Below are 20672 nucleotides of genomic sequence, written 5' to 3'. Positions count from 1 at the left end.
TAAATTGATTACTTAACTTTCGACAACGGTTTTTTTATAAAGTTCACCCATTGGCCTTAAGAAATACCACAACGCATTTCATCGACCAATGTTGTCAGAGTCAATCTGATATTCTCCAAACGGCCCCCGATGTATCTAATAACTTTGGGATTTCTTAGCTTTGCTGCATCGATAAAAGTCTGATCATACATAAACTTGAGAGCTGCATATTCGATAGCACCAGGATCCACTGCAATTAAGTCGAGCATATACTCGCGATCACTCAACAGGCTTTCCCTGACATCCTTTAAACATTCAACATCTATAGCAACCAGCTCTTTAATAAAGTCTTTATCGCTTCGGATTCTTTCACTGGCAAACTGCAGAGATCTTGAAAACTTTTTGACAGCAGCCTTGACAACATCATAATCATCCTTGAATTTCGGTCGGAGGTATCCCAGTTCACAATCACAATTAGACACTAAGGCGATGGCGACATCTTTATCTTCCTTCAGTTCTTCACTAAAATGCCTCTGTTTTTCCGGACTTGTTATAATGGCTTCCAATACAAGTTCTTTATCACCTCGAATCCTTTGGCTGACGTCTTTCAGCCCATTCTTCACCAGGGCTTTGCTGACCTCTTCTTTAATATCCGAAAGAGACTGACTCGGTGGCACAGCAAACGTCGGCTTGAAATCGCGTGTTGGTTTGAGAATATAGTATTGGTCTCTATAACGGTCATAAAAATCCTCAAACGGTGGAATAGAGTAATGGGCTTCTAACAAAAAAAAATGATGTATCAGCTGCCTGCGGGTGCTCTCACTCAACTCATCACTTCTGAATATCTCCCTCAGACTGTCCTGCGGTTTTTCCCCGCGAACGACTAATTCCCGACACTCATGTAACTGCTCAGCAAAATGAACAATCTGTTGAAGGTGGTTGTTTAATAACTGGCGGCAAGCGGGACTAATAGTAATGCGGCTAACCTTCAGATAAGGTATTGCGAAAATGCAGTGTTGAAAGTTGAATGCATCAGTTTCTATTGTAACATCGGGATTAAGACGTTGCGCAAGCAGGTTAAAATCCCAACGAGATTCCTCCAGAATGACTGCTCTTTCAAAGGCTATATCGAAAGCATATATAGCTTCTAAGACAATCATCAGTTTTTTAAAGGCAGCCTGCATAGCTTCACGTGTTTTCATTCCCGGATATTCGACAATTAATTCACGCGCCACAGGGTTGCACGCGAGTTTCATGCCAGCAGCATTTTCATCCAGTTTGATCGCTTTCAGAAGTTGTGCCAGAAACCACACACGCTGAAACTTGCCATTACTACAAGCTGCATCGAAATCGTCAGAAAATTTCAGCCGCAAGGTTCGTCCTTTTCCACCCTCTGCGTTTTCAAGTAATTCAACAAGGCCCACATGCCCCCCTGCCCCTAATTTCAGATTAACGATCAATGCATCATCCATGCTGATGACAGTCGTTTTACGCCCTAACTGCCAGATGGATTCCTTGACGGACGGACTCAATAGTGGTGCCTTTTCACCCGACTTGCCCGGAGTTGTGCAATCAACAAAGGTGATGCGCTGTTTGTAGTTTGAGCTATCCCTAACCTGCTCCTCAGGTAGCCTGCCCTGACCCGACTCCAAAGTGACCGGTGCCAGGGCATCTATGAAGCGCTGATGCAGGGCAAAAATCAGCTCATGGACACTTCGCACCTGCACAGCGCTCTCGGGATTCAGTGCCTGAAGACAGGATCGCAGCTGATGACAGTCTGCCACCCAGTGACAAAAATCTCTCGGGTATGCCTGCCCCTTTTCAGCGGTTTGCATTGGCAGAATAATTCTCTCTAACACTGATTGAATAGTCTGTTTCAGCATTTCGAAACGTTTGCTCAGTTGCGGTAATTCTTTCCTCTTTGGCTTGAGCTGAGATAGATCACCGTTACCCGCCAGACTCAGGAAGGCCCGATACCCATCCAGCAGAGCTTCAGCCCCACCAACCAGTCGAATTACGCTGTCCTGAGTTTTTGCGAGTAGCTCTGATCGTTGTGGCGACATGCTTAATTTTACCGGGTTTGCCAGGCAATCCAGTCCGCCGCCGGGGGCAAACAATGCCAACAGGCGGGCATTTTGATCTGAAAGCCATTGAAAAGCACTGGCCACCTGAAGGAATGTGCCTTCAGGTGGGGTCAAATCATCCCTTGAGGGGACGGCCTCTGCTAAAAGTTCATCAGAAAATGCAGTAGACAGGCTTCTGTGACTGGTCAGCTTTCCGGAAAGGTCACCCGCAACGATAAAGGCTCCGGGCTCACCGTTAAAACGGGCGCAGGCCAGCGTCGCCTGTTGGCCACCCTGAGCGGCCAATGCCGCAAACTGTTCACCGGCCCGCATTAAGGGTACTTTTTCCTGTTTCAGGGAGATCGCTACATGATCATTGAACCCTGCTTCGGCCAGGACAAACCCTCCTGCCCGTTCCAGGAATTTGCGCTCAAGCATCCAATCTTCAGCGTGGTCAGCTACGACAATGGCTCCCTTCGGCATAGAGTCTGCCGCTTGTCGTTTGGCCAGCCAGAGTGGTCCGGTGCAGAAGCCTTCGCTGATACCCTCGCCAATGGCCAGAGCCTCTTCAGGTATGGGCATGGCAAAAACCATATCGCCAGAAAGTTGGGTAACAGGGCGCACCTGCACCACGAAACAGCGACCCTCAGGGTCGATAGCAAACTCTGCATCCACAGGGCAGAGCAACAGATTTTCGAGCTTTGTCAGCGCCTTTCTGAGTTTAGAAACCATTTTATCAGTGAGTCGCTGTCCACCTTCGTTTGATTGGACATCGGCATCATCAATTCTTTTTTCCGAATAGCCGTTATTGTTCTTTTCCAGGATAAAGTGGCTTGAGATCGTCCCGGGAAAGTATTGACAGCGGCCAGCCTCTTTTTTGCGATCCTCGCGAAAAATATCGATGCGGTGAGGCGTGTTACCAAACTGCCCTGCCACTGCGCCTCTGGGTTGACCGCGCGTGTACTCAATCCTGATGGTTTTATCCTGAGAGGATTGAAAACTCGTGCCGACCCCGCCATACAGGCAGTCAATACACTCCTGGATAATCAGCGCCATGGGTTGCGGTACACCTTCGGGGCAGACTTCAGGCCGGTAACCCGAGGCCATAACCTCAAGACAGGTACGCAAAACATCGTCTTCATTCTGAACTTTAGAGAGGTACTTGCCCGCCTGGGCATCGCCGTAGTTATCTTCATTGATGCCGGAACTGCGGACAATAACGGGCTTTGATTTGGAGGATCGGTCCAACTGTCGGCGCAGCCCCCTGATATGTTGGGCCGCTTCAGAATCTTTAACCTGTTGGTAATAGTCATCACTGGCAATAAATTCTGCCAGACCCGCCAACCAGTTATTCCTTTTGGTTTGCTCCGAAGGCGGCAAGGTATTGAGGTATTCCCGGATGTTCGTCAGGCTGGTCTCTGAGCCCCATTGAGGGTCGATTCCAGGAAGATAGCGGGCTAAACGATGGCTATCCAGAGGGTGTTGTTCCAGAGCATTCATAACCTGGGCAGTAACACATTTGAAGGGGGGAACAGACAGACCGGCTTCTTTCATACGCTGCAAAAACATACCCTTGCCGCCGAGCTGTTCCCGGTTGCCAGGAGAACGGTCAGCAGCCTGACGTGAGCGGCAGGTGCGCCTGGTGAGTGACTTTGGATCGGGTACGCCATCGGGATCAAGAACACTGAAATACTTTTTTGCAGGTGCACGATTAACCTCAGCAACCTGATCGGATTGAGTTGTCGGGCTTTGACGATTTAACAGGCCACAAGTAAAGGTAGATAGTTGCATCAGGATTCCCCCCCTATGTTATTGTTCTTCCCCGATTTAATCGCTACTGCAAAGAACGATTACTTATATAACTTTCGACAATGATTTTTTTATAAAGTTCACCCGTCGTCCTGAAGTACGCAATTTGATCAGGATAAAGAATCCAGTCTTCTGAATGCCAATGAAAAGACTCTTGAGAAAATCCCGACAGGTTCCAAAAACCAAAGATCCAAACAACTGCGGCCGATACAAACATTGTTCAGGACACAGCCGGGACGTGATGTCAGGGTCGGCTTGCAAAACAATAACAACGGTCAGCCTCCATCACTGACCAGGTAATTGGCACTCTGAGTCCATGGAATACAAGATCATCATTGCAGACGACCACCCTCTGTTCAGGGCCGCATTACAGGCAGCTCTGCGTCAGGGGCTGGATAATCCTGAAATTTATGAAGCCGGGTCCATCGCAGCCCTGCAGAATGTCCTTGAACAGGTGCCATCGCCTGACTTGATCCTTCTTGATCTCAACATGCCGGGTGCTCATGGCCTTTCTGGTCTGATCTTTCTCAGGGGACAGTATCCGCAGGTCCCTGTTGTTATTGTTTCCGCTTCTGAGGATGCCCAGATCATCCATCGCTCACTGCATCATGGCGCTCAGGGTTTTATCCCGAAATCCTCACCACTGGATGTTCTGAAGAATGCCGTGAGCCGGGTGCTTGAGGGAGATACCTGGCTACCAGAATCGCTGCCCGAACTGCCAGAACAGGGACAGCTGTCCGAACTGGAAGAAAAGCTCGCCACACTAACGCCACAACAGTTCAGAGTTCTGGGCATGATTAGTGAAGGTCTGTTGAACAAACAAATTGCTTACGAACTGGAAGTATCAGAAGCCACGATAAAGGCACATATCACAGCTATTTTCAAAAAACTGGGCGTTCGCAGCAGAACCCAGGCTGTGATTGCCATGAACGAGCTGGAAATTGATCAGCCTTTCGCAGGTGACAACGGCTCGTCTGCTGTCCCTCCTCCTGCTTAATCAACTCACGGTCAAATATAGCCCTGACGGATACAGGCGCTGTGAGCGATGAGAATAGAATTATGGTGACAAAGTCTGATTTCTTTATGGAAGTATCGCCTTAAGATGACATTCAGACACCACAATGCTAAAAACTACAAACACCGTATCAATACACTGCCAGAAGAACAATCAGAAGAACAATCACAAGAACAATTAAAATAAACCAGGGATTCATTATGAACGAAGTGCGTGTGTACCCGGTAACTGAGGTCCAACGAGAGAATACATTGGCAGATAACAAACGTTATCTTGAGATGTACCAGCAATCAGTCGTCAGCCCCGAAAAGTTTTGGCGAGAGCATGGCAAGAGAATCGACTGGTTCACTCCATACACTCAGATCAGGAAGGTGTCGTTCGATCATGAAAATGTCGATATCAAATGGTTCTTCGACGGCACCACCAACGCCTCTTTCAACTGTCTGGATCGTCACCTCAACAAAAAAGCCGATCAGGTTGCCATCATCTGGGAACCGGATGAAGAAGGCAATGCCCCCAGAAAAGTGACATACCAGGAGCTTCACGAACAAGTTTGTCGGTTAGCCAATGGGCTTAAGAGTCAGGGCATTGGCAAAGGTGATGTTGTCGCCATATACATGCCAATGGTCATAGAGGCCACAGTGGCGATGCTGGCCTGTTCACGCATTGGCGCCATTCACTCAGTCATCTTCGGTGGCTTTTCACCCGAAGCCCTGGCGGGAAGAATAATCGACGCCAACGCCAGGCTGGTTATTACCGCTGATGAAGGCATTCGGGGTGGACGAAAAGTTCCTCTCAAAAAGAACGTTGATCAAGCTCTCGAAAACCCGGAAGTGACCAGCGTTGAAAAGGTCATTGTTTTGCGACACACCGGTGAAACGGTTTACTGGCAGGATGGTCGTGATCTGAGCTGGCAGGATCTGACGACCATGGCTTCACCTCACTGCACGCCTGAAGCGATGAACGCGGAAGACCCACTGTTTATACTCTACACTTCCGGCTCCACGGGCAAACCTAAAGGCATTCTTCACACCACTGGCGGTTATCTGGTTTATGCATCCATGACCCATCAGTATGTCTTTGACTATCGGGAGGGTGAAGTATTCTGGTGTAACGCTGACATTGGCTGGATTACAGGCCATACCTATGTCACCTATGGCCCACTTCTGAATGGCGCCACCATGGTTATGCATGAAGGTGTACCCAACTACCCGGCCTGCAACAGAGTCAGCAAGGTCATCGACAAACATCAGGTTAATATTCTTTACACCGCCCCCACGGCAATACGGGCGCTAATGGCTGAAGGTGATGCGGCTATTGCAGACACTCATCGCTCCAGTCTCAGACTTCTGGGCACCGTAGGAGAACCGATCAACCCCGAGGCATGGAACTGGTACTACAAAACCATCGGCAATGAAAACTGCCCCATAGTAGATACCTGGTGGCAGACAGAAACGGGAGGGGCTATGCTGACACCTCTCCCCGGCGCCACCGATCTGAAACCCGGTTCTGCAACTCGCCCATTCTTTGGTATCAGACCCGCCCTGGTTGATAACGATGGTCGTATTCTCGAAGGCGAACAGGAAGGCAACCTGGTTATTCTCGATAGCTGGCCCGGACAAGCCCGGACCGTCTTTAATGACCATGAGCGCTTTGTTCAAACCTACTTCTCCAGCTTTAAGGGTATGTACACCACGGGTGATGGCGCCCGCAGGGATGATGATGGCTATTACTGGATCACGGGGCGTGTTGATGACGTTCTCAATGTCTCCGGTCACCGCATGGGCACTGCTGAAATTGAGTCCGCTCTGGTTTCTCATCATGATGTTGCCGAAGCTGCTGTTGTTGGCTTCCCTCACGATATCAAGGGGCAGGGAATATACGTCTACGTAACACTGATAGCCGAGTCTGAGTATTCAGAAGAGCTCCAGAGTGAATTAAGACAGTGGGTTCGCAAGGAAATCGGCCCTATAGCCTCACCGGATATCATCCAGTGGGCTCCGGGACTCCCCAAAACCCGATCCGGCAAAATTATGCGCCGAATCCTGCGCAAAATTGCCTCAGGCGAGTATGAAAGTCTGGGAGATACATCGACACTGGCGGATCCTTCTGTTGTAGAAACGCTCATCAGGGACCGCGCATTAGCGGGCTGACCTTGTTCCCGGACTGAGATTTTAAACCCACAGAGAGCTCTGCATTCCGGAGCTCTTTGTCTCACCCTTGGTATAGTTATTAACCGCAGCATTTTAATCTTTTATTGACTTTAGGGATCATCGTCCATACTATGCGCTCCTCGTTGATGCGGGGTGGAGCAGCCTGGTAGCTCGTCGGGCTCATAACCCGAAGGTCGTCGGTTCGAATCCGGCCCCCGCTACCAACTTACAACGGCAGTTGACCACCAGACAACTGTTGCACAGATTTCGGTGCGGGATGGAGCAGCCTGGTAGCTCGTCGGGCTCATAACCCGAAGGTCGTCGGTTCGAATCCGGCTCCCGCTACCAACTTACAACGACAGTTGACCACCAGACAACTGTTGCACAGATTTCGGTGCGGGATGGAGCAGCCTGGTAGCTCGTCGGGCTCATAACCCGAAGGTCGTCGGTTCGAATCCGGCTCCCGCTACCAACTTACAACGACAGTTGACCACCAGACAACTGTTGCACAGATTTCGATGCGGGATGGAGCAGCCTGGTAGCTCGTCGGGCTCATAACCCGAAGGTCGTCGGTTCGAATCCGGCTCCCGCTACCAAATACAAGCCGGATTTTCCGGCTTTATTTTTTTTGCAGAAAAAACTTTTAATGCCTGCATCAGGCAGGGATAAAAGATTTCTCTTCCGTTCGTGACTGTTTGGGATCTCAATGCAGAAAAAAGAGGCCAGCTCACTCACAAAAACGGCACTTGTCGTTGAGGGCGGAGGAATGCGTGGTATATACTCCGCCGGCATTCTGGACGCCTTCATGGACAAACGCCATCGGCAGTTCAATGGCTTCTATGGAGCTTCGGCCGGTGCGCTCAACCTGGTTTCCTTTATTGCCGGTCAACGGGGTCGTAACCTCGACATCTACACAGGCGCCTGTCTGGAAACCCATTTCATCAGCCTCAAGCGCCACATGAAAGGCGGTAATCTGTTTGACCTCGACTGGCTGTTTGATCGCATCCAGAGACAGCACATGAATATTGACAAGTTTCGAAACCATCTTCGAGACAAAACATTCACGGTGGTTACCAGCTGCGCAAGTTCAGGTTACCCTATCTACCACAAGTTCGATGAATACTTTGAACTGGAACAACTGTTCACAGTTCTGAAGGCCTCCAGCGCACTTCCCATGATTTATCGTAGTACCATAACCATTAATGAAAAAAATCATGTAGATGGAAGTCTTGCCGACCCCCTGCCAGTTATGAAAGCTGCCGAGGATGGCTATGAACACATAGTTGTGTTGAGGAGTCGCGAAAGCCATTATCGCAAGAAGGCTTCGTCGAGCAATAGATTGCTGGCCTGGCAATTCCGAAAGCAACCTGAAGTGGCCGAGCTGATTCGCCAGCAGTACTCAATCTATAACGAAACTCTGGACAGCTTTGATCAGTTAAAACGTAATGGTATATCCATTACAGAAATTGCTCCGGATACTTCCCTGAGTTCAACCAGAAGCACGCGAGACCGTGCCAGACTGGTTTCCGACTATCACAAAGGCTATTCCGCAGGGTTTTCGTTCCTCCAACAGCTTAATCAGGCCTGACTGACCTGATCCTGGTGATCATGCCGATTTACAAACTCTATAACATACTCTCTGGCTTTATTAACCATCCCTACTAGGCTTATGAATCTGTGGAACTGACGATTGTCTCAATCAGCTCGACAGGCTAAGCAGTGCCTGTTCTAAAACCGCCAGATTCAGAGCAGGTTGTATACTTGCATTCCGAAGGTTCAACCATAGAGGTTTCATTATGCCAAGGCAGATTCTCGTTCCAGTTGCTCATGGCTGTGAGGAAATTGAAGCCGTCACTATTATCGATACCCTTCGCAGGGCCGGAGCCCAGGTCTCTGTCGCTGCCTGCACTTCCGATGGCAATCTGGAAATTGAGGCATCCAGAGGTATCAAGCTGATAGCCGACGACCACATCGAAGTATTTCTCAATAAAAACTTCCACCTGATAGCCCTGCCCGGGGGCATGCCCGGGGCAGCCAACCTCAGAGACAACCCCCACCTTACGGAACTTTTGCACCGGCAACACAAAGCCCAACGCTGGTATGCCGCTATCTGTGCCTCATCAGCTGTTGTTCTGGCTCATCACTCACTTCTCGATAATGTGCGTGCTACCTGCTACCCCACTTTTTTTGATCAGCTGGAGGGGGCTCTGCCACAACCGGAAAGCCCGGTGGTCGTCGATCAGAAAAACCGGGTAATTACCGCTCAGGGGCCCGGCTGCGCCATGAATTTCAGCTTCGCTCTGATTGATGCGGTATACGGTAAAGACGCCTACCGCCCTATAGCCAAACAGATGCTGGCAGACTGGGCACTCTGAGCACAACATCCAGACAGTGGATGTTATGACATTAAGCTGCCATGAACAGCAGTGTATTTCGTTAAGCCTGAACTCAAAAAACTCAGCGCCCTCTTTCGTCCGGAAAAAGTATTCCCCAGTAAGCCACACCTCATAATGGCTTTCAGCTGCGCCGCAGGCGCTCTGAGGTAGAATTTTGTGTTTTATGTTCTTTCCAGGTGGTTAGTAAAACTCACACTTTATGAACTTTGGTTTGAGATCAGAGTCTAAATCATATATCTAATGATTAAAGGGTCTTGATATATGGATGGCATAGGAAAAGGAACTGATTTTCAAGTCGGAGTCATGAACAGCTCATTGCTCAGGTCATACAGAGATGAACCATTGTGGAATGGAATTCCTGTTTGCACAGTAAACTGTACAGAAAAACATATTTCATTTTGTCCAGACCACGAACGCTCTACCCGCTTGTTCAATCGCTCAATTGAATTGCCCTTGAGTAATTCTTGCATTGATTTCATCAAGTACTCTGTCGGAGAAAAATGGCAGTTAATGGCATCATCTTTAGGCTTCACTGATGCTGAAATTCAAGAACTTCAGTGTACCTATATCCGTGGAACCGAATCTCATCACAACAAGCTTCACTCTAAACTGCCTGACTTTGTTTTTTTAATTGAAGCTATGATACGAAAAGCACAAATTGATAAAAATATGGATGCAGAAGCTATCTTTAATGCTATCGAAAGAAGTGGGCATTTTAACAAAAAATTTTACCCATTTCGGGAAATAAACAATCAAGAAAAAATCCAGACAAATCCTTTTCCTGATAAATCAGGATGCTTTACATCATATATTTTTCTTATTTGGATTAAAAAAGATGAAAGCTCACTCACTTTACCAAACACAACGGATTGCCCGGTAAAACAAAGATGTTATGACTGGGCTCAACACAATAATGATAAACTGGTTGTTTTATGGTACAGCTCATCAATGTTAGATCGAAAAGAAGAAAAAAGTACATTCTCCGATTTTCAAAGGAATATTCTATCTGATGGAATTAAAAATATATTGATCCTGGATATTGATAATATCAACTGGGGTGATGAGGAAAGATATACCTACTGGCATATAGGAAAATCCAGAATTTCTGAAACATTGGTTTTCAACAAGGAACTAGCTTTCGATGAAGTTATAGATGGCTTAAGACCTGTGCTTTTATCAAGGGGAAGCTCTTATATAAAATCTGCGATGAGAGAATCACATATCCATGAAGCGCAAATTCCAACTATGGGGGCTTATTTTGATGTGGATTATATACCTGTCCCATTCAAATCATTTTATCATCCCTATAGAAAAATTTGTAGAGACGGTACTTTTGATACAATATTTTTTTTTGAAGGATCGCTTTCTATTAGTGGCATGGTGCCTAACAGCTTTCTTGCCACTTATGAAGATAATAATGATTTAATAACAGATTACCCAATGTGCGGCGCATATGGAATGTTGTCTTTTTACGCGGATTACAGACCCCACCTTGTTGCAACAACCAGACTTTTCAGGATGTCTGACTGTAAATATGAAGACAATGGGCAATTACTGGAATGGGAAAGGCAAGCTACCTGGACTGAAAAATATTCAGACGAAACATTCTGCAGCACTTTATCTGAAGATAAACCATCTTTACCTGACTACTTGGTAAAATACAAAGCATCAGGCAGCTCAGGATCTGACCCAATGGTGCAGGATTAATGTTGATTACATAGCGCCAAATTCAGCAGTAGAGCCACTTGCACTGTCTGCCGGAATTTTTACGGATTTGTTTTTCTCATATGCACCCTCATTTATGACAATGGTATGAAATTCAGGCTGGCCTTCAGCATTGATAAAATTCACTTCAACCCAACGCTGACCAGGTTATACCAGATTCGCCACAAAAATTGTCAATCTATCAACACTCTACTCTGAAGCCGTATCTTCTGATGCCTCAAGTAAATCTGAAAGTCATCGAAAACACTAATTATACCAATCGTGCTTTCTAACTCCCGTGATGAGCATGGAGATTTGAGCCTTAAGACAAGGCGGCGTGAGGAGTCATAGCCTTAGCTATGGCGACGATCGGCAACGCAGGATTAAGGCTCAAATCTTCAGCGCAATAGGGAGTTAGAAAGTTCGATTGGTATTACATAATCAATCATAAGCTTCCCTAAGCCAGGGATATATGGTTTGATTGAAAAAGAGGTTAGAAAAAGCAGGTAAGGACGCTTGCACTTATTAATAAAGCCTTGAGGTACTCATTATGGAAAGCGTAATCATTCTGTTCTTATGTGGACTGGCTCTCTATCAGTTGAGTCTGAGACAAGACAAAATGGCTGAACAGCTGATCGCTCAGACGTTTAACCGGTTTGAACGACGCTACAACGATATTACCTACTCCTGCCTGAACTCTACAGTTGTCAAAAAACAACTGCATGGCTTCCCTGCAGTCCCCCTGGTACCATCTGTTAACTACACGGCCAGAGCCTTGTGTTATTCGGAGAATAAAAACTGGTTCTGGTTTGATGCCAGTATCCGCAACATGAAGCTCTACTCGACCAGCATCACTCCTGTTTCACAACCAGAAGCCTGCGATGCACTTAGCAGTGACCCAGAGGTACTCAGCCAGTATTTTCCGGAGAATAAAAGCAACGAATCCAAGGCTGAGACAAGTACCTGATAAACTATCTACTCAAAATATTTTCAGGTACTCATAAAAAAACCAGCGCAAAGCCGGTTTTTTTATGAGTACCTGAATGGATATCAGGCGTTTTTTTCCAGCTCTTCCTTACGCAAATCTTTCCTCAGAATTTTTCCGACCGGTGTCATGGGTAGCTCCTGACGGAATTCTATATCCTTGGGCACTTTGTATGCAGTCAGATGATCCCTGCAATAAGCCACCACATCTTCTTTCTTCAATTCGTCGTCTGCAGGAACCACAAACAACTTGATTCTCTCTCCGGTGACGTCATCAGGAATGCCGATGGCGGCACAATTCTCTACCCGGTCAAAGCTGGCCACTATATCTTCAATCTCATTGGGATAAACATTAAAGCCGGAAACCAGAATCATATCCTTGATTCTGTCAACAATTTCAACAAAGCCGTCTTCTTTAATAACGGCCACGTCGCCGGTTCTCAGCCAGCCATCCTCAGACAGCACCTCGGCAGTGGCTTCTGCCCTTTTCCAGTACCCCTGCATGACCTGGGGTCCTCGCACACACAGTTCCCCCCTTTCTCCTACAGCCTGAGCTTCGCCGCCATCATTAATCACTTTCAGTTCAGTACTGGGCAATGGCAGTCCGGCAGTGCCCAGTTGGGCAGTATCGCCAAAAGGATTCATGCAAACTGCTGGAGAGCACTCCGTCAAACCATAGGCTTCCGAGACATAACATCCGGTAAATTTCCGCCAGCGAATTCCGGTTTCTTTCTGCAAAGCCGTACCACCGGAAAGGGTGAGTTTTAGTTTACTGAAATCGCACCCCCTGAAGTCTGGGTGATTGAGCAAACTGACAAACAGCGTATTCAAACCAATGAAGCCAGTAAACTGCCAGGGCTTAATAAATTTGATAAAGGTTTTGGTATCCCTGGGATTGGCAATCAGGACATTCTGATTTCCCATATACGGCATGCAGAGCAGATGCACGGTAAACGCATAAATATGATAAAGAGGCAGTGGCGCCACGAGAATTTCATTGCCGAGCTGCTGAACCGGCTGACCACTTTCATCCAGCTGTGACAGAGCTGACGCAGCCTGAAGCATATTGGCAATCAGGTTGCGTTGAGTCAGTACCGCCCCCTTCGCAACCCCTGTGGTTCCGCCCGTGTACTGGAAAACAGCAGGGTCCTCAGGTGCAGGAGGATTTTCAAGAGGTACAGCCTGACAGGCTTCGCCTTTTGCCAGTGCATCCCTGAAAGACACCGCCTTTGGCAGATTAAAAGGTTCCACCATCTTCTTGACATGTTTTGCAGCAAAGTTAATCAGGGTACGTTTTGCAAATGGCAGCATGTCGGCCACGCGGGTTACAATCAGGTGCTCAATGCCGGTTTTTTCTACAACCTCTTCAACCAGATGGCCAAAGTTGTCCATAAACACCAAAGCTTTGGCACCGGAATCATTGAACTGATGCAACATTTCCCGATCGGTGTAAAGAGGGTTGGTATTAACTATGACAAGACCTGCTCTGATGGCTCCGTAGACGGCTATAGGATACTGAAGCAGATTCGGCATCTGGATGGCAATTCTGTCGCCAGGCTTCAGGGATGTGTGCTCACGAAGATAGTTGGCAAACTGCTGACTGTAGCGGTCCAGATCACCGTAAGTCAGAGTATACCCAATACCTGTAAATGCCGGTCGGGAGGCATTTTTTTCAAGAAGCTCCTCTATAATCGCCAAAAGATTGGGGTAGCGATCGGGATCAATAGTTTCAGCAACGCCAGCCGGACGCTTATCGCTCCAGAAAGATGCTTCCATAAGTACCTGCTCTCTTCTTGTTATCATGCGACGACTTCTGGCGCACACAAGTGATCGTTCGCCTGCTGCCGCATACATCACCATTTATATAAGAGTGTTCGCACTTTTGGGTCTGGCCGACTTCTGTCGTCAACCGTCAACTACCAGCCCCATAGGCTCTTTGCTCTTACAGCCGCTTTGGTGCATTTGTAGGGTAAATACGCTAAAAATGCACCTGCACTCATATAGCCGCTAAGGGAGTTTTACCAGCTTTTCGTGGTTGATACTAACCTTATCAGCACTTTGTTCGAAGATGTAGACCAAATAAAGAACTCTGGAAAAGACAGGTAGTTTCACTTAACCTAGGATTTAAATCACCTGAAAATCAAAGTTTATAAAATCTTTATCAGGGGAAAGATAGCCCAAAAAAACCATTTCACTTTTTAAACTTAAGAACGATGAAATGAGATAGGCTCTGGGAAAGTGAAAATAACCATTAGCCCATACGGAACCATTAGCTAAGGAAAGCATTTCGGGTAGACGGCCATGATCGAGTTTTACCTCAAAATACTCTCTGGCAATCACCAGGGGGCTGAAATTCCACTTGAACCCGGAAGCCACTCTCTGGGTAAAAGCGATCAGTCTGATCTGGTCCTGACCGATGAATCGCTCAATGATCTGGAACTGATAATAAACATCAGCCCTCAGGGTCAGATAAAAATATCCAGCCAGTCTAAAGACGGATTACTCTACAGTAACGGCCTGCCCAGGGGCTCAGAGCTGAACGCCAATCATTTTGACATCATAACCTCCAGTCAACTGTTTTTTTCTCTGGGCCCTGTAGATGCCGACTGGCCCGATCAACCACTGCCTGAGCTTCAGAGACCTGAGCCAGAACCGGAAGAACATCAGAACAGAGGCCCTGAGCAAGATGAAGATGATGAATTCCCTGATGCTCCAGACATCCTGACGGACGATGAGGATGAAGAGTTCAACAGCGATGACCTCAATAACCTCAGCAATGATCTGGATGGCATTAATGACTCTCAGGCAAATGACGAAGAGGCTGAAGACGACTCAGAGGAGTTTGAGAACCCCCTGAAAAATATTGACCGGAAATGGCTGATAGGAATCCCGGCAGGCATGTTTGCACTTTTCCTGCTTCTTATAGTTTTACTTTCAGGAGGCTCTGACGAAGCGCCTGCTGAAACAAGCCATCTTGATCAGGCCAAAGAGATCCGCAATCGACTGAACCAGAAAAACATCAAACTGAAAGAGCTTCCTGACCAGAGCATCCTGATCTCTGGCTACACCCTGACAATGAGTGATAAACAGACAATCCAGCGTGAACTTCGTGAGCAGGGGATTCCTTTCAGCTCACAGCTGGTGGTCATGAGTGAATTAAGGGCTAACGCCGATGTACTTTTAAAGAATCAGGGGCATACGTCTCTCAGTCTGGAGCTGGATAACTCTCCTGGCTCACTGGTTATGACCGGTTATGTTCCCACCTCAGAAGAGCTGCAGAAAATAACTGCCGCCCTGAAACAGGAGGTTCACGGACTGGTTTCCATTGTCGATCAGGTAGAAAATCAGGCAGGTCGTCTTAACACGCTCAAGTCCATGCTCAGGGAGAAAGGCCTTAGCCCCCGCATACATTTGATACAAAAACCTAATCAAATCACTTTAGAAGGCCACCTCTTGGACGATGAACAAGTATATAACCTGAACGATGTGGTCACACGATTCAGAAAACAGTATGGCAATCAGCCCCAGCTGAAACTCGCTACCAAAACAGCTGGAGCACCTGCCAAAGTATTAAACACCCCACTGGCCCCTTCTCTGAAGATTCGGTCAGTGAGTATGGGAAGGGTGCCCTTTGTAACCATGGAAGATGGTGCCAAATACCTGATCGGCGCAAAACTGGCCAACGGGTATATAATTGAAGATATTAATCTTGACTATCTTTTATTATCAAAAGGCACAGATCGGATCAAATATCGTCTTGGAGGCAACAGTGAAGGACCCACAAACCGACAATGAGAAAGTCCATCTCTCCGACCTCGAAGATCGCCTGATTCAAGACGCTGACGGTGAACTCAAGGAGCAGGTGCTGAAGGAATTAGTGGATGAAGCCTTTCGCCTGAAGTCGGAACGGGACAAAGGGCTTTCTCCTGGTGAGTTTGAAATCAACGACAAGATGATCACTGCCCTGATCGCCGCTGCTGAAGTCGTTGACAAGACCTGGAATACTCATCACAAGAAACGCGCTGATTAAACACCTTCTGACAGCTACGTCCAACAGGGAGAGGGATCATGGCAGAGCAGCGAGCCAACCATTTAAACTTCGATCATGTACAGAACGTATTTGGTAAAACGGCTGAAAATCTTGATCAGGCTCTGAAAAGCAAAATATCGAGCATGGACCCGAACAATACCAAAGACATGGTGGAGTTTCAGGTTGAGTTCAATAAATACATGATTATTGAGGGTTTGAGATCCAGCATCATCAAATCCATCAAAGACACACTCCAGAGTATTATCCAGAAGTTGTAAGCCGGGTAAACAGCAAGAGGCCTGAAACATGACCGATGAAAAAATAATCAAAACCCTGGCAGATGTAGGCTTTATGGCCTCCAGCGTGGGTATGTCAAAACATGCTTTCGGTATTTTCAGCGCTCTGGAGAAAGCCAGACCTGAGAGCATCCTGCCTACTCTGGGCTTTGCCCTGACCTTCATTAATAAAAAGATGAATCAGGAAGCCCTCGAGATTCTTCATAAGGAAGCCATCCCAAAAGATCCTGACAACCCGACGGTTAAAGCCTTTATCGGTATGGCTCTGATGATGGAAGGAAGGAATAAGGAAAGTGAAGATTACCTGACCACAGCCAACAAAGAAGGTGACCAAGAGACCACCATCATGGCCAAAGAGCTATTGGAGAACATCAGAAAGGGTTAAGTCTTTCTCTCCCTGTCAGCCAACGCTTCCAAAACCCCATGCCTGAGCTCTTCAGGCATTCCTTCTCCCGCATTGATATGTTGCTCAAACCAACCTTCAATCATCTGCTGACAGGCATTCAGGAATCGATCCCTGAGCTTGTGATCCGTCAGGCTGGCAATCAACTCTGACTGTTTTTCTATGGTATTTGCAGAGAAGTAATGACGACTTATTTCTTCCAAAGTTCCATCGTATCGCTGGACAAATACCCCGAGCTCTCCAAGCTTTCTGACAAATTCACGCTGCTCCAGAGCCAGCCACCCATCGGTCACCGACTCAGCCAGAGCACTGACCGGTTCCTGCCACGGAACATCAAGCCAGCGCTGACTGAGCTCGGCGGCCAGCGTGATGCGTCTTGCCAGTCGCAGAAAATATCCTCTGCGGCGCTCTCTGGAAATATCCTGCAACTCTCTAGCGACATGAAGGTCACGAAACTGTTTGCGAGCATCATTCAGATTCCAGCGCGGTTGATACCTCACCTCACAGCCCGCCATCGACTTCAGGTAATCACACCACTGCTGTGAATGTTGAGAAATAGCAGACACTGAACTTCTAAAGCCTTCCACAAACGCCTTGCTATATTGAGAGGCCACTGGTGGATGATGATTATCCAGAGAGTGTCGACCCTCTTCCATCAGCAGATGATCCAGAAAAGGGGTGATTTTTTGCGGTTGTTCCGCCACCAGCTCACCATTTTCCAGTTTAACGGAACGGTAATGAGTCTGACAGGTATGGAAATTTTCCCAGATTTTCATCAAACCGGTCAGGCCCAGGCTGGAATCCCGAATGCCTCTTAAAAAACCCAGCTCGGGATTTTGCAACTCTGCCTGCAATTGCATAATCACAGCACTGTGCAGTGCTGTCTCAGCATCAATAAGGTAAGGCTTGTTACCATTGATATGAAGATTTTTGCTGTGAATATCTGCCAGACCCGACATAAGACAGAAGCCGCCTGCCACCCCCATGCGACGATGGTAAGTTGCCGGATCATTACACTCAGAAAGAGTTTCCGGAGCAATAAACTCAACATAACCGTAGGAAGACTTATTCAGTATCCTGAATACACCCAGAGCTTCCGAGTCCTGCAACCAGCCATTCAGTGACTGGGCCATGCTCCGCTTATCACCCAGTAATAACTGGTCAATGGCAAGATCCCTGAGTTTGTATACCAGATGCTCACCATTGTTAAACGTCAACTGGTAAACGGGCGATCCAGCGTCTGATTGCAAATGACGGATAGAAATCAGACCAGAAGCCAGCTTACGGCTCTCTTTAAACTGAGGGCTCTCTTTAAGCTGAGGGTTTCCTGAAAAAAAGTAATGATTGATCTCTGACAAGTCCTGCTTTACCCGACTCAGCAGTGTACGAATCACTCTGACTTGCTGGAAAAACTCCTTCTGAATGTTTCGATACCAGTGAGGATAAGCTTCAATCAGTGCCTCCACCCCTTTGGATTCCAGCAGCTTTAGCACTTCACCGTAACTGGTCAGTGTATGATCTTCTGCAAACCAGCCTATGGCCTGCAGCAACCTGTCATCCATCCATTCAATGACTGCCTGGGCAATGGATTGAATCAAGCTATTTTCGGAACCCTTTTCAGAACTATCAATGTCATTCACATAACTCTGAATGAGTTGGACGTATTGAGTGATAACGGGCTTGATCCATTTGGATCTCAGCTGCTCGGGAAAGACCAGGCCACACACCGGGCAGGGATCTTCAACCTTGAACCAGTCCGGTAATCCGGCGAAAGAGGGCTTGCGCCCCTCTGCCTCATCGGAAAAAGAGACCAGCTGATACTTCAACATCCAGGATAATAGAAATAATAAGGTCTGCCTTTCAGGAAACAGCTTCTGCATGTTGCTGACGCTTTGAGGTGTCACCAGTTTACTGATCACCTCTCTTATTTCGTTTTTATCAAGGAGATGATTCAGCTGATTGAAAAAGAAACCTCTCTCCGACATCAACAGAACCCGGAGACCTCTGTCGGTGGCTACAAGGAAGTCCGTTTCCTGCAGAGCCACAGACGCATAATGCCCAAACACGTCCTGGTAGGGCATACCCACTGCCCTACCCTGATGATGTCGTATTCTTGATGCTTCCAGCCTCAAATCGTCTACCAGCCGGTGATACTGATCAATCAGCAAAGGCCAGCTGAAGGTTTCATTCACCCTCCGGATGGCCGCATCGGACATTTCTTTCCGGGTAGATTCATCCATTAATAATGTCGACAAGGCTGTTTTCAACGCTTCTATATCTACAGCGACTCCCTGAGCCTGAATCAACTGAGCCTGAGTTTTGCTGACAAGGCTGAGAGAACGGGAAATAGCATCATGGTCAGCCGAGGTGGTTTTGATCAGAAAACCTTCCTGCCCGGAAACAATCAAGTCTCGATAGCCATTCCAGTCTGAAAGAATCACCGGAATACCTGCCCTCATTGCTTCTAACGGAGCCAGCCCAAAGCTCTCCTGAACATTATCTGCAAGAGAAACAAACACATCCGCTTCAGCCAGCAACTGCTCCCGCTTCTCATCATCAACGGTGAGTTCAAAGCGAATACAATCTTCAAGATTAAACTCATAGGCCTGAGCCAGTAATGAGCGAACATATTCGCCGGAGGCATCACCAGCCCCTGCAATCACCAACTGAAACCGGGAAACGGTTCCTTCCTCAAACAGATCATTCAATGCCAGTAATAATGGATGAAGGTCCATTTTATCGGCTGCTGACAGCCTGCCAAGACAGAGTATCTGAAGCACATTACCTTCTCTGGAAGAGACAGCCTCTTGTCTGGCCGGCTCAATACCCAGCGGAATAAGACTCACCTGCCCACGATAAGGAACAGCCCTGCCCACAGTATCACTGACACTGGCACTGGCCGAAGAGATCAGACGCTTCATCACGGTTTTCTGAGCTGTGGAACTGCAGAGGATGGAGTCACAAGGTTTAACGGAAGAGAAGATCAAATCCCTGACCCGGGATAAACGGGCATCATCACTGAGACTGTGAGCCCTGCCAGTGATAGGGAATAAACTGGACGCATGTCTTTCTCGCAGAGTGGCGAGGTCTGATATATAGGGATCGCCGCAATGAAAAACGGTATAAGCATGTCTCTGAAAACAGGAAGGCAGATCGTGAACCGGCAGAATAGTGATGTTTTTACCCGCCCCGTACTGGCGCAGGTATTCTTTCCAGTCTTGCCTGAAAGCAGAAATCTGCCCTTCATGAAGAAACAGATGCAGTTCGTTAAAACAGCTGTATCGGATCACCGCCTTCAAAAAAGCTTCATTGGCCTTACGAAGTCCGTTATACCCATCGTTTGAGTTTTCTGCCCAGGTTACAAGACAGCCAAATAAGGAATGATTAGAAACCTGATCCATCATGGCATGATCATCGTTGGCATGGTCGGCACAACAGTCTGCTCCTGACTGATTTCTTTGAGGTAATACTCAAAGTTATTGGCAAACTCAGCCAGAGCTTCCTCAACGAGGTTGTCATCCATCCCCTGAAGCGGGCAGGAGTAATGTAAAGCTAATGCATCTTTCTCAGGCTCTATGGACAAAATAACCCGCTGGGTAGTCGCCAGACCCACAGTTTTGGCCATCAGATTTCGGAGGATATTTTCCCGATCTTTTTCGCCGGGTGGCAGCTGGGCAATGACGCCATGGATAAAGAATCGCCCATTGGCCTGAAAACAGGTGAACTCAATGCGGCTGTCGATGGTGAGATAATAGCGGTTATCGCGAAAGTCCAGTTCACCCAGCTGATTATTGCGGGCAACGGCTTTCATAAGATTGTCGAAACTCATAGCTTCCCTGC

14 protein-coding genes and 4 tRNA genes are annotated in these 20672 nt (G+C 47.5%); 14 read left to right on the top strand and 4 right to left on the bottom strand.

Annotated features, from left to right (window positions below; genetic code table 11):
- Positions 1–56: 56 nt before the first annotated feature.
- On the bottom strand, positions 57–3833 hold the full coding sequence (locus tag ACOMG9_RS09485) for a PEP/pyruvate-binding domain-containing protein (RefSeq protein ID WP_448216734.1): 3777 nt from the start codon (positions 3831–3833) through the stop codon (positions 57–59).
- Between the two features lie 334 nt (positions 3834–4167).
- Between ACOMG9_RS09485 and ACOMG9_RS09480 the strand changes: the two genes are divergently transcribed.
- The 10 genes from ACOMG9_RS09480 to ACOMG9_RS09435 all read left to right on the top strand — a co-directional run bounded on the left by ACOMG9_RS09480 (position 4168) and on the right by ACOMG9_RS09435 (position 12086).
- On the top strand, positions 4168–4848 hold the full coding sequence (locus ACOMG9_RS09480) for a response regulator transcription factor (RefSeq protein WP_448216733.1): 681 nt from the start codon (positions 4168–4170) through the stop codon (positions 4846–4848).
- Positions 4849–5066: 218 nt separating this feature from the next.
- A complete protein-coding gene (acs, locus tag ACOMG9_RS09475) occupies positions 5067–7019 on the top strand; it encodes an acetate--CoA ligase (protein ID WP_448216732.1) in 1953 nt (650 codons plus the stop codon).
- Positions 7020–7166: 147 nt separating this feature from the next.
- A tRNA-Met gene (locus ACOMG9_RS09470) sits at positions 7167–7243 on the top strand.
- 47 nt (positions 7244–7290) lie between these two features.
- Positions 7291–7367 (top strand) — tRNA-Met (locus ACOMG9_RS09465).
- A gap of 47 nt (positions 7368–7414) precedes the next feature.
- Positions 7415–7491 (top strand) — tRNA-Met (locus tag ACOMG9_RS09460).
- A 47-nt stretch (positions 7492–7538) separates the two neighbouring features.
- Positions 7539–7615 (top strand) — tRNA-Met (locus tag ACOMG9_RS09455).
- Positions 7616–7725: 110 nt separating this feature from the next.
- Positions 7726–8607, top strand: coding sequence for a patatin-like phospholipase family protein (locus tag ACOMG9_RS09450; protein ID WP_448216731.1), 882 nt, complete (start codon positions 7726–7728; stop codon positions 8605–8607).
- 208 nt (positions 8608–8815) lie between these two features.
- Positions 8816–9394 carry a DJ-1 family glyoxalase III gene (locus ACOMG9_RS09445; protein WP_422413319.1) on the top strand — a complete coding sequence of 193 codons (579 nt, stop codon included), beginning with the start codon at positions 8816–8818 and terminating at the stop codon, positions 9392–9394.
- 282 nt (positions 9395–9676) lie between these two features.
- Complete coding sequence (locus ACOMG9_RS09440) at positions 9677–11122, top strand: death domain-containing protein (protein WP_448216730.1); 1446 nt, start codon at positions 9677–9679, stop codon at positions 11120–11122.
- Positions 11123–11669: 547 nt separating this feature from the next.
- Entirely contained in the window at positions 11670–12086 is a 417-nt protein-coding gene (locus tag ACOMG9_RS09435; protein ID WP_448216729.1) for a hypothetical protein, read from the top strand.
- Between the two features lie 83 nt (positions 12087–12169).
- On the opposite strand, the gene ACOMG9_RS09430 is transcribed toward ACOMG9_RS09435, so the two are convergent.
- Positions 12170–13906, bottom strand: coding sequence for an AMP-binding protein (locus tag ACOMG9_RS09430; RefSeq protein ID WP_448216728.1), 1737 nt, complete (start codon positions 13904–13906; stop codon positions 12170–12172).
- Positions 13907–14404: 498 nt separating this feature from the next.
- Here ACOMG9_RS09430 and sctD point away from each other — a divergent pair, with 498 nt between their 5' ends.
- Genes sctD through ACOMG9_RS09410 form a run of 4 tightly spaced genes read left to right on the top strand, consistent with a single transcriptional unit; the run spans position 14405 to position 16814 of the window.
- Positions 14405–15898, top strand: a complete 1494-nt coding sequence (sctD, locus tag ACOMG9_RS09425) for a type III secretion system inner membrane ring subunit SctD (protein WP_448216727.1) — start codon at positions 14405–14407, stop codon at positions 15896–15898.
- Positions 15873–16133: a hypothetical protein gene (locus tag ACOMG9_RS09420; protein WP_448216726.1), complete on the top strand. Its 261-nt coding sequence runs from the start codon at positions 15873–15875 to the stop codon at positions 16131–16133. The genes sctD and ACOMG9_RS09420 overlap by 26 nt, the downstream gene beginning before the upstream one ends.
- Before the next feature lie 38 nt (positions 16134–16171).
- Positions 16172–16411, top strand: a complete 240-nt coding sequence (gene sctF / locus ACOMG9_RS09415) for a type III secretion system needle filament subunit SctF (protein ID WP_422133423.1) — start codon at positions 16172–16174, stop codon at positions 16409–16411.
- A 28-nt stretch (positions 16412–16439) separates the two neighbouring features.
- Positions 16440–16814: a tetratricopeptide repeat protein gene (locus ACOMG9_RS09410; RefSeq protein ID WP_422133422.1), complete on the top strand. Its 375-nt coding sequence runs from the start codon at positions 16440–16442 to the stop codon at positions 16812–16814.
- On the opposite strand, the gene ACOMG9_RS09405 is transcribed toward ACOMG9_RS09410, so the two are convergent.
- A complete protein-coding gene (locus tag ACOMG9_RS09405; protein ID WP_448216725.1) occupies positions 16811–20236 on the bottom strand; it encodes a DUF4135 domain-containing protein in 3426 nt (1141 codons plus the stop codon). The genes ACOMG9_RS09410 and ACOMG9_RS09405 overlap by 4 nt on opposite strands.
- Positions 20233–20661, bottom strand: coding sequence for a CesT family type III secretion system chaperone (locus ACOMG9_RS09400; protein WP_448216724.1), 429 nt, complete (start codon positions 20659–20661; stop codon positions 20233–20235). The genes ACOMG9_RS09405 and ACOMG9_RS09400 overlap by 4 nt, the downstream gene beginning before the upstream one ends.
- Between the last annotated feature and the right edge of the window lie 11 nt (positions 20662–20672).

This window comes from Endozoicomonas sp. PH6C (assembly GCF_059322965.1).
This window is presented reverse-complemented; position numbering and strand designations above follow the sequence as displayed.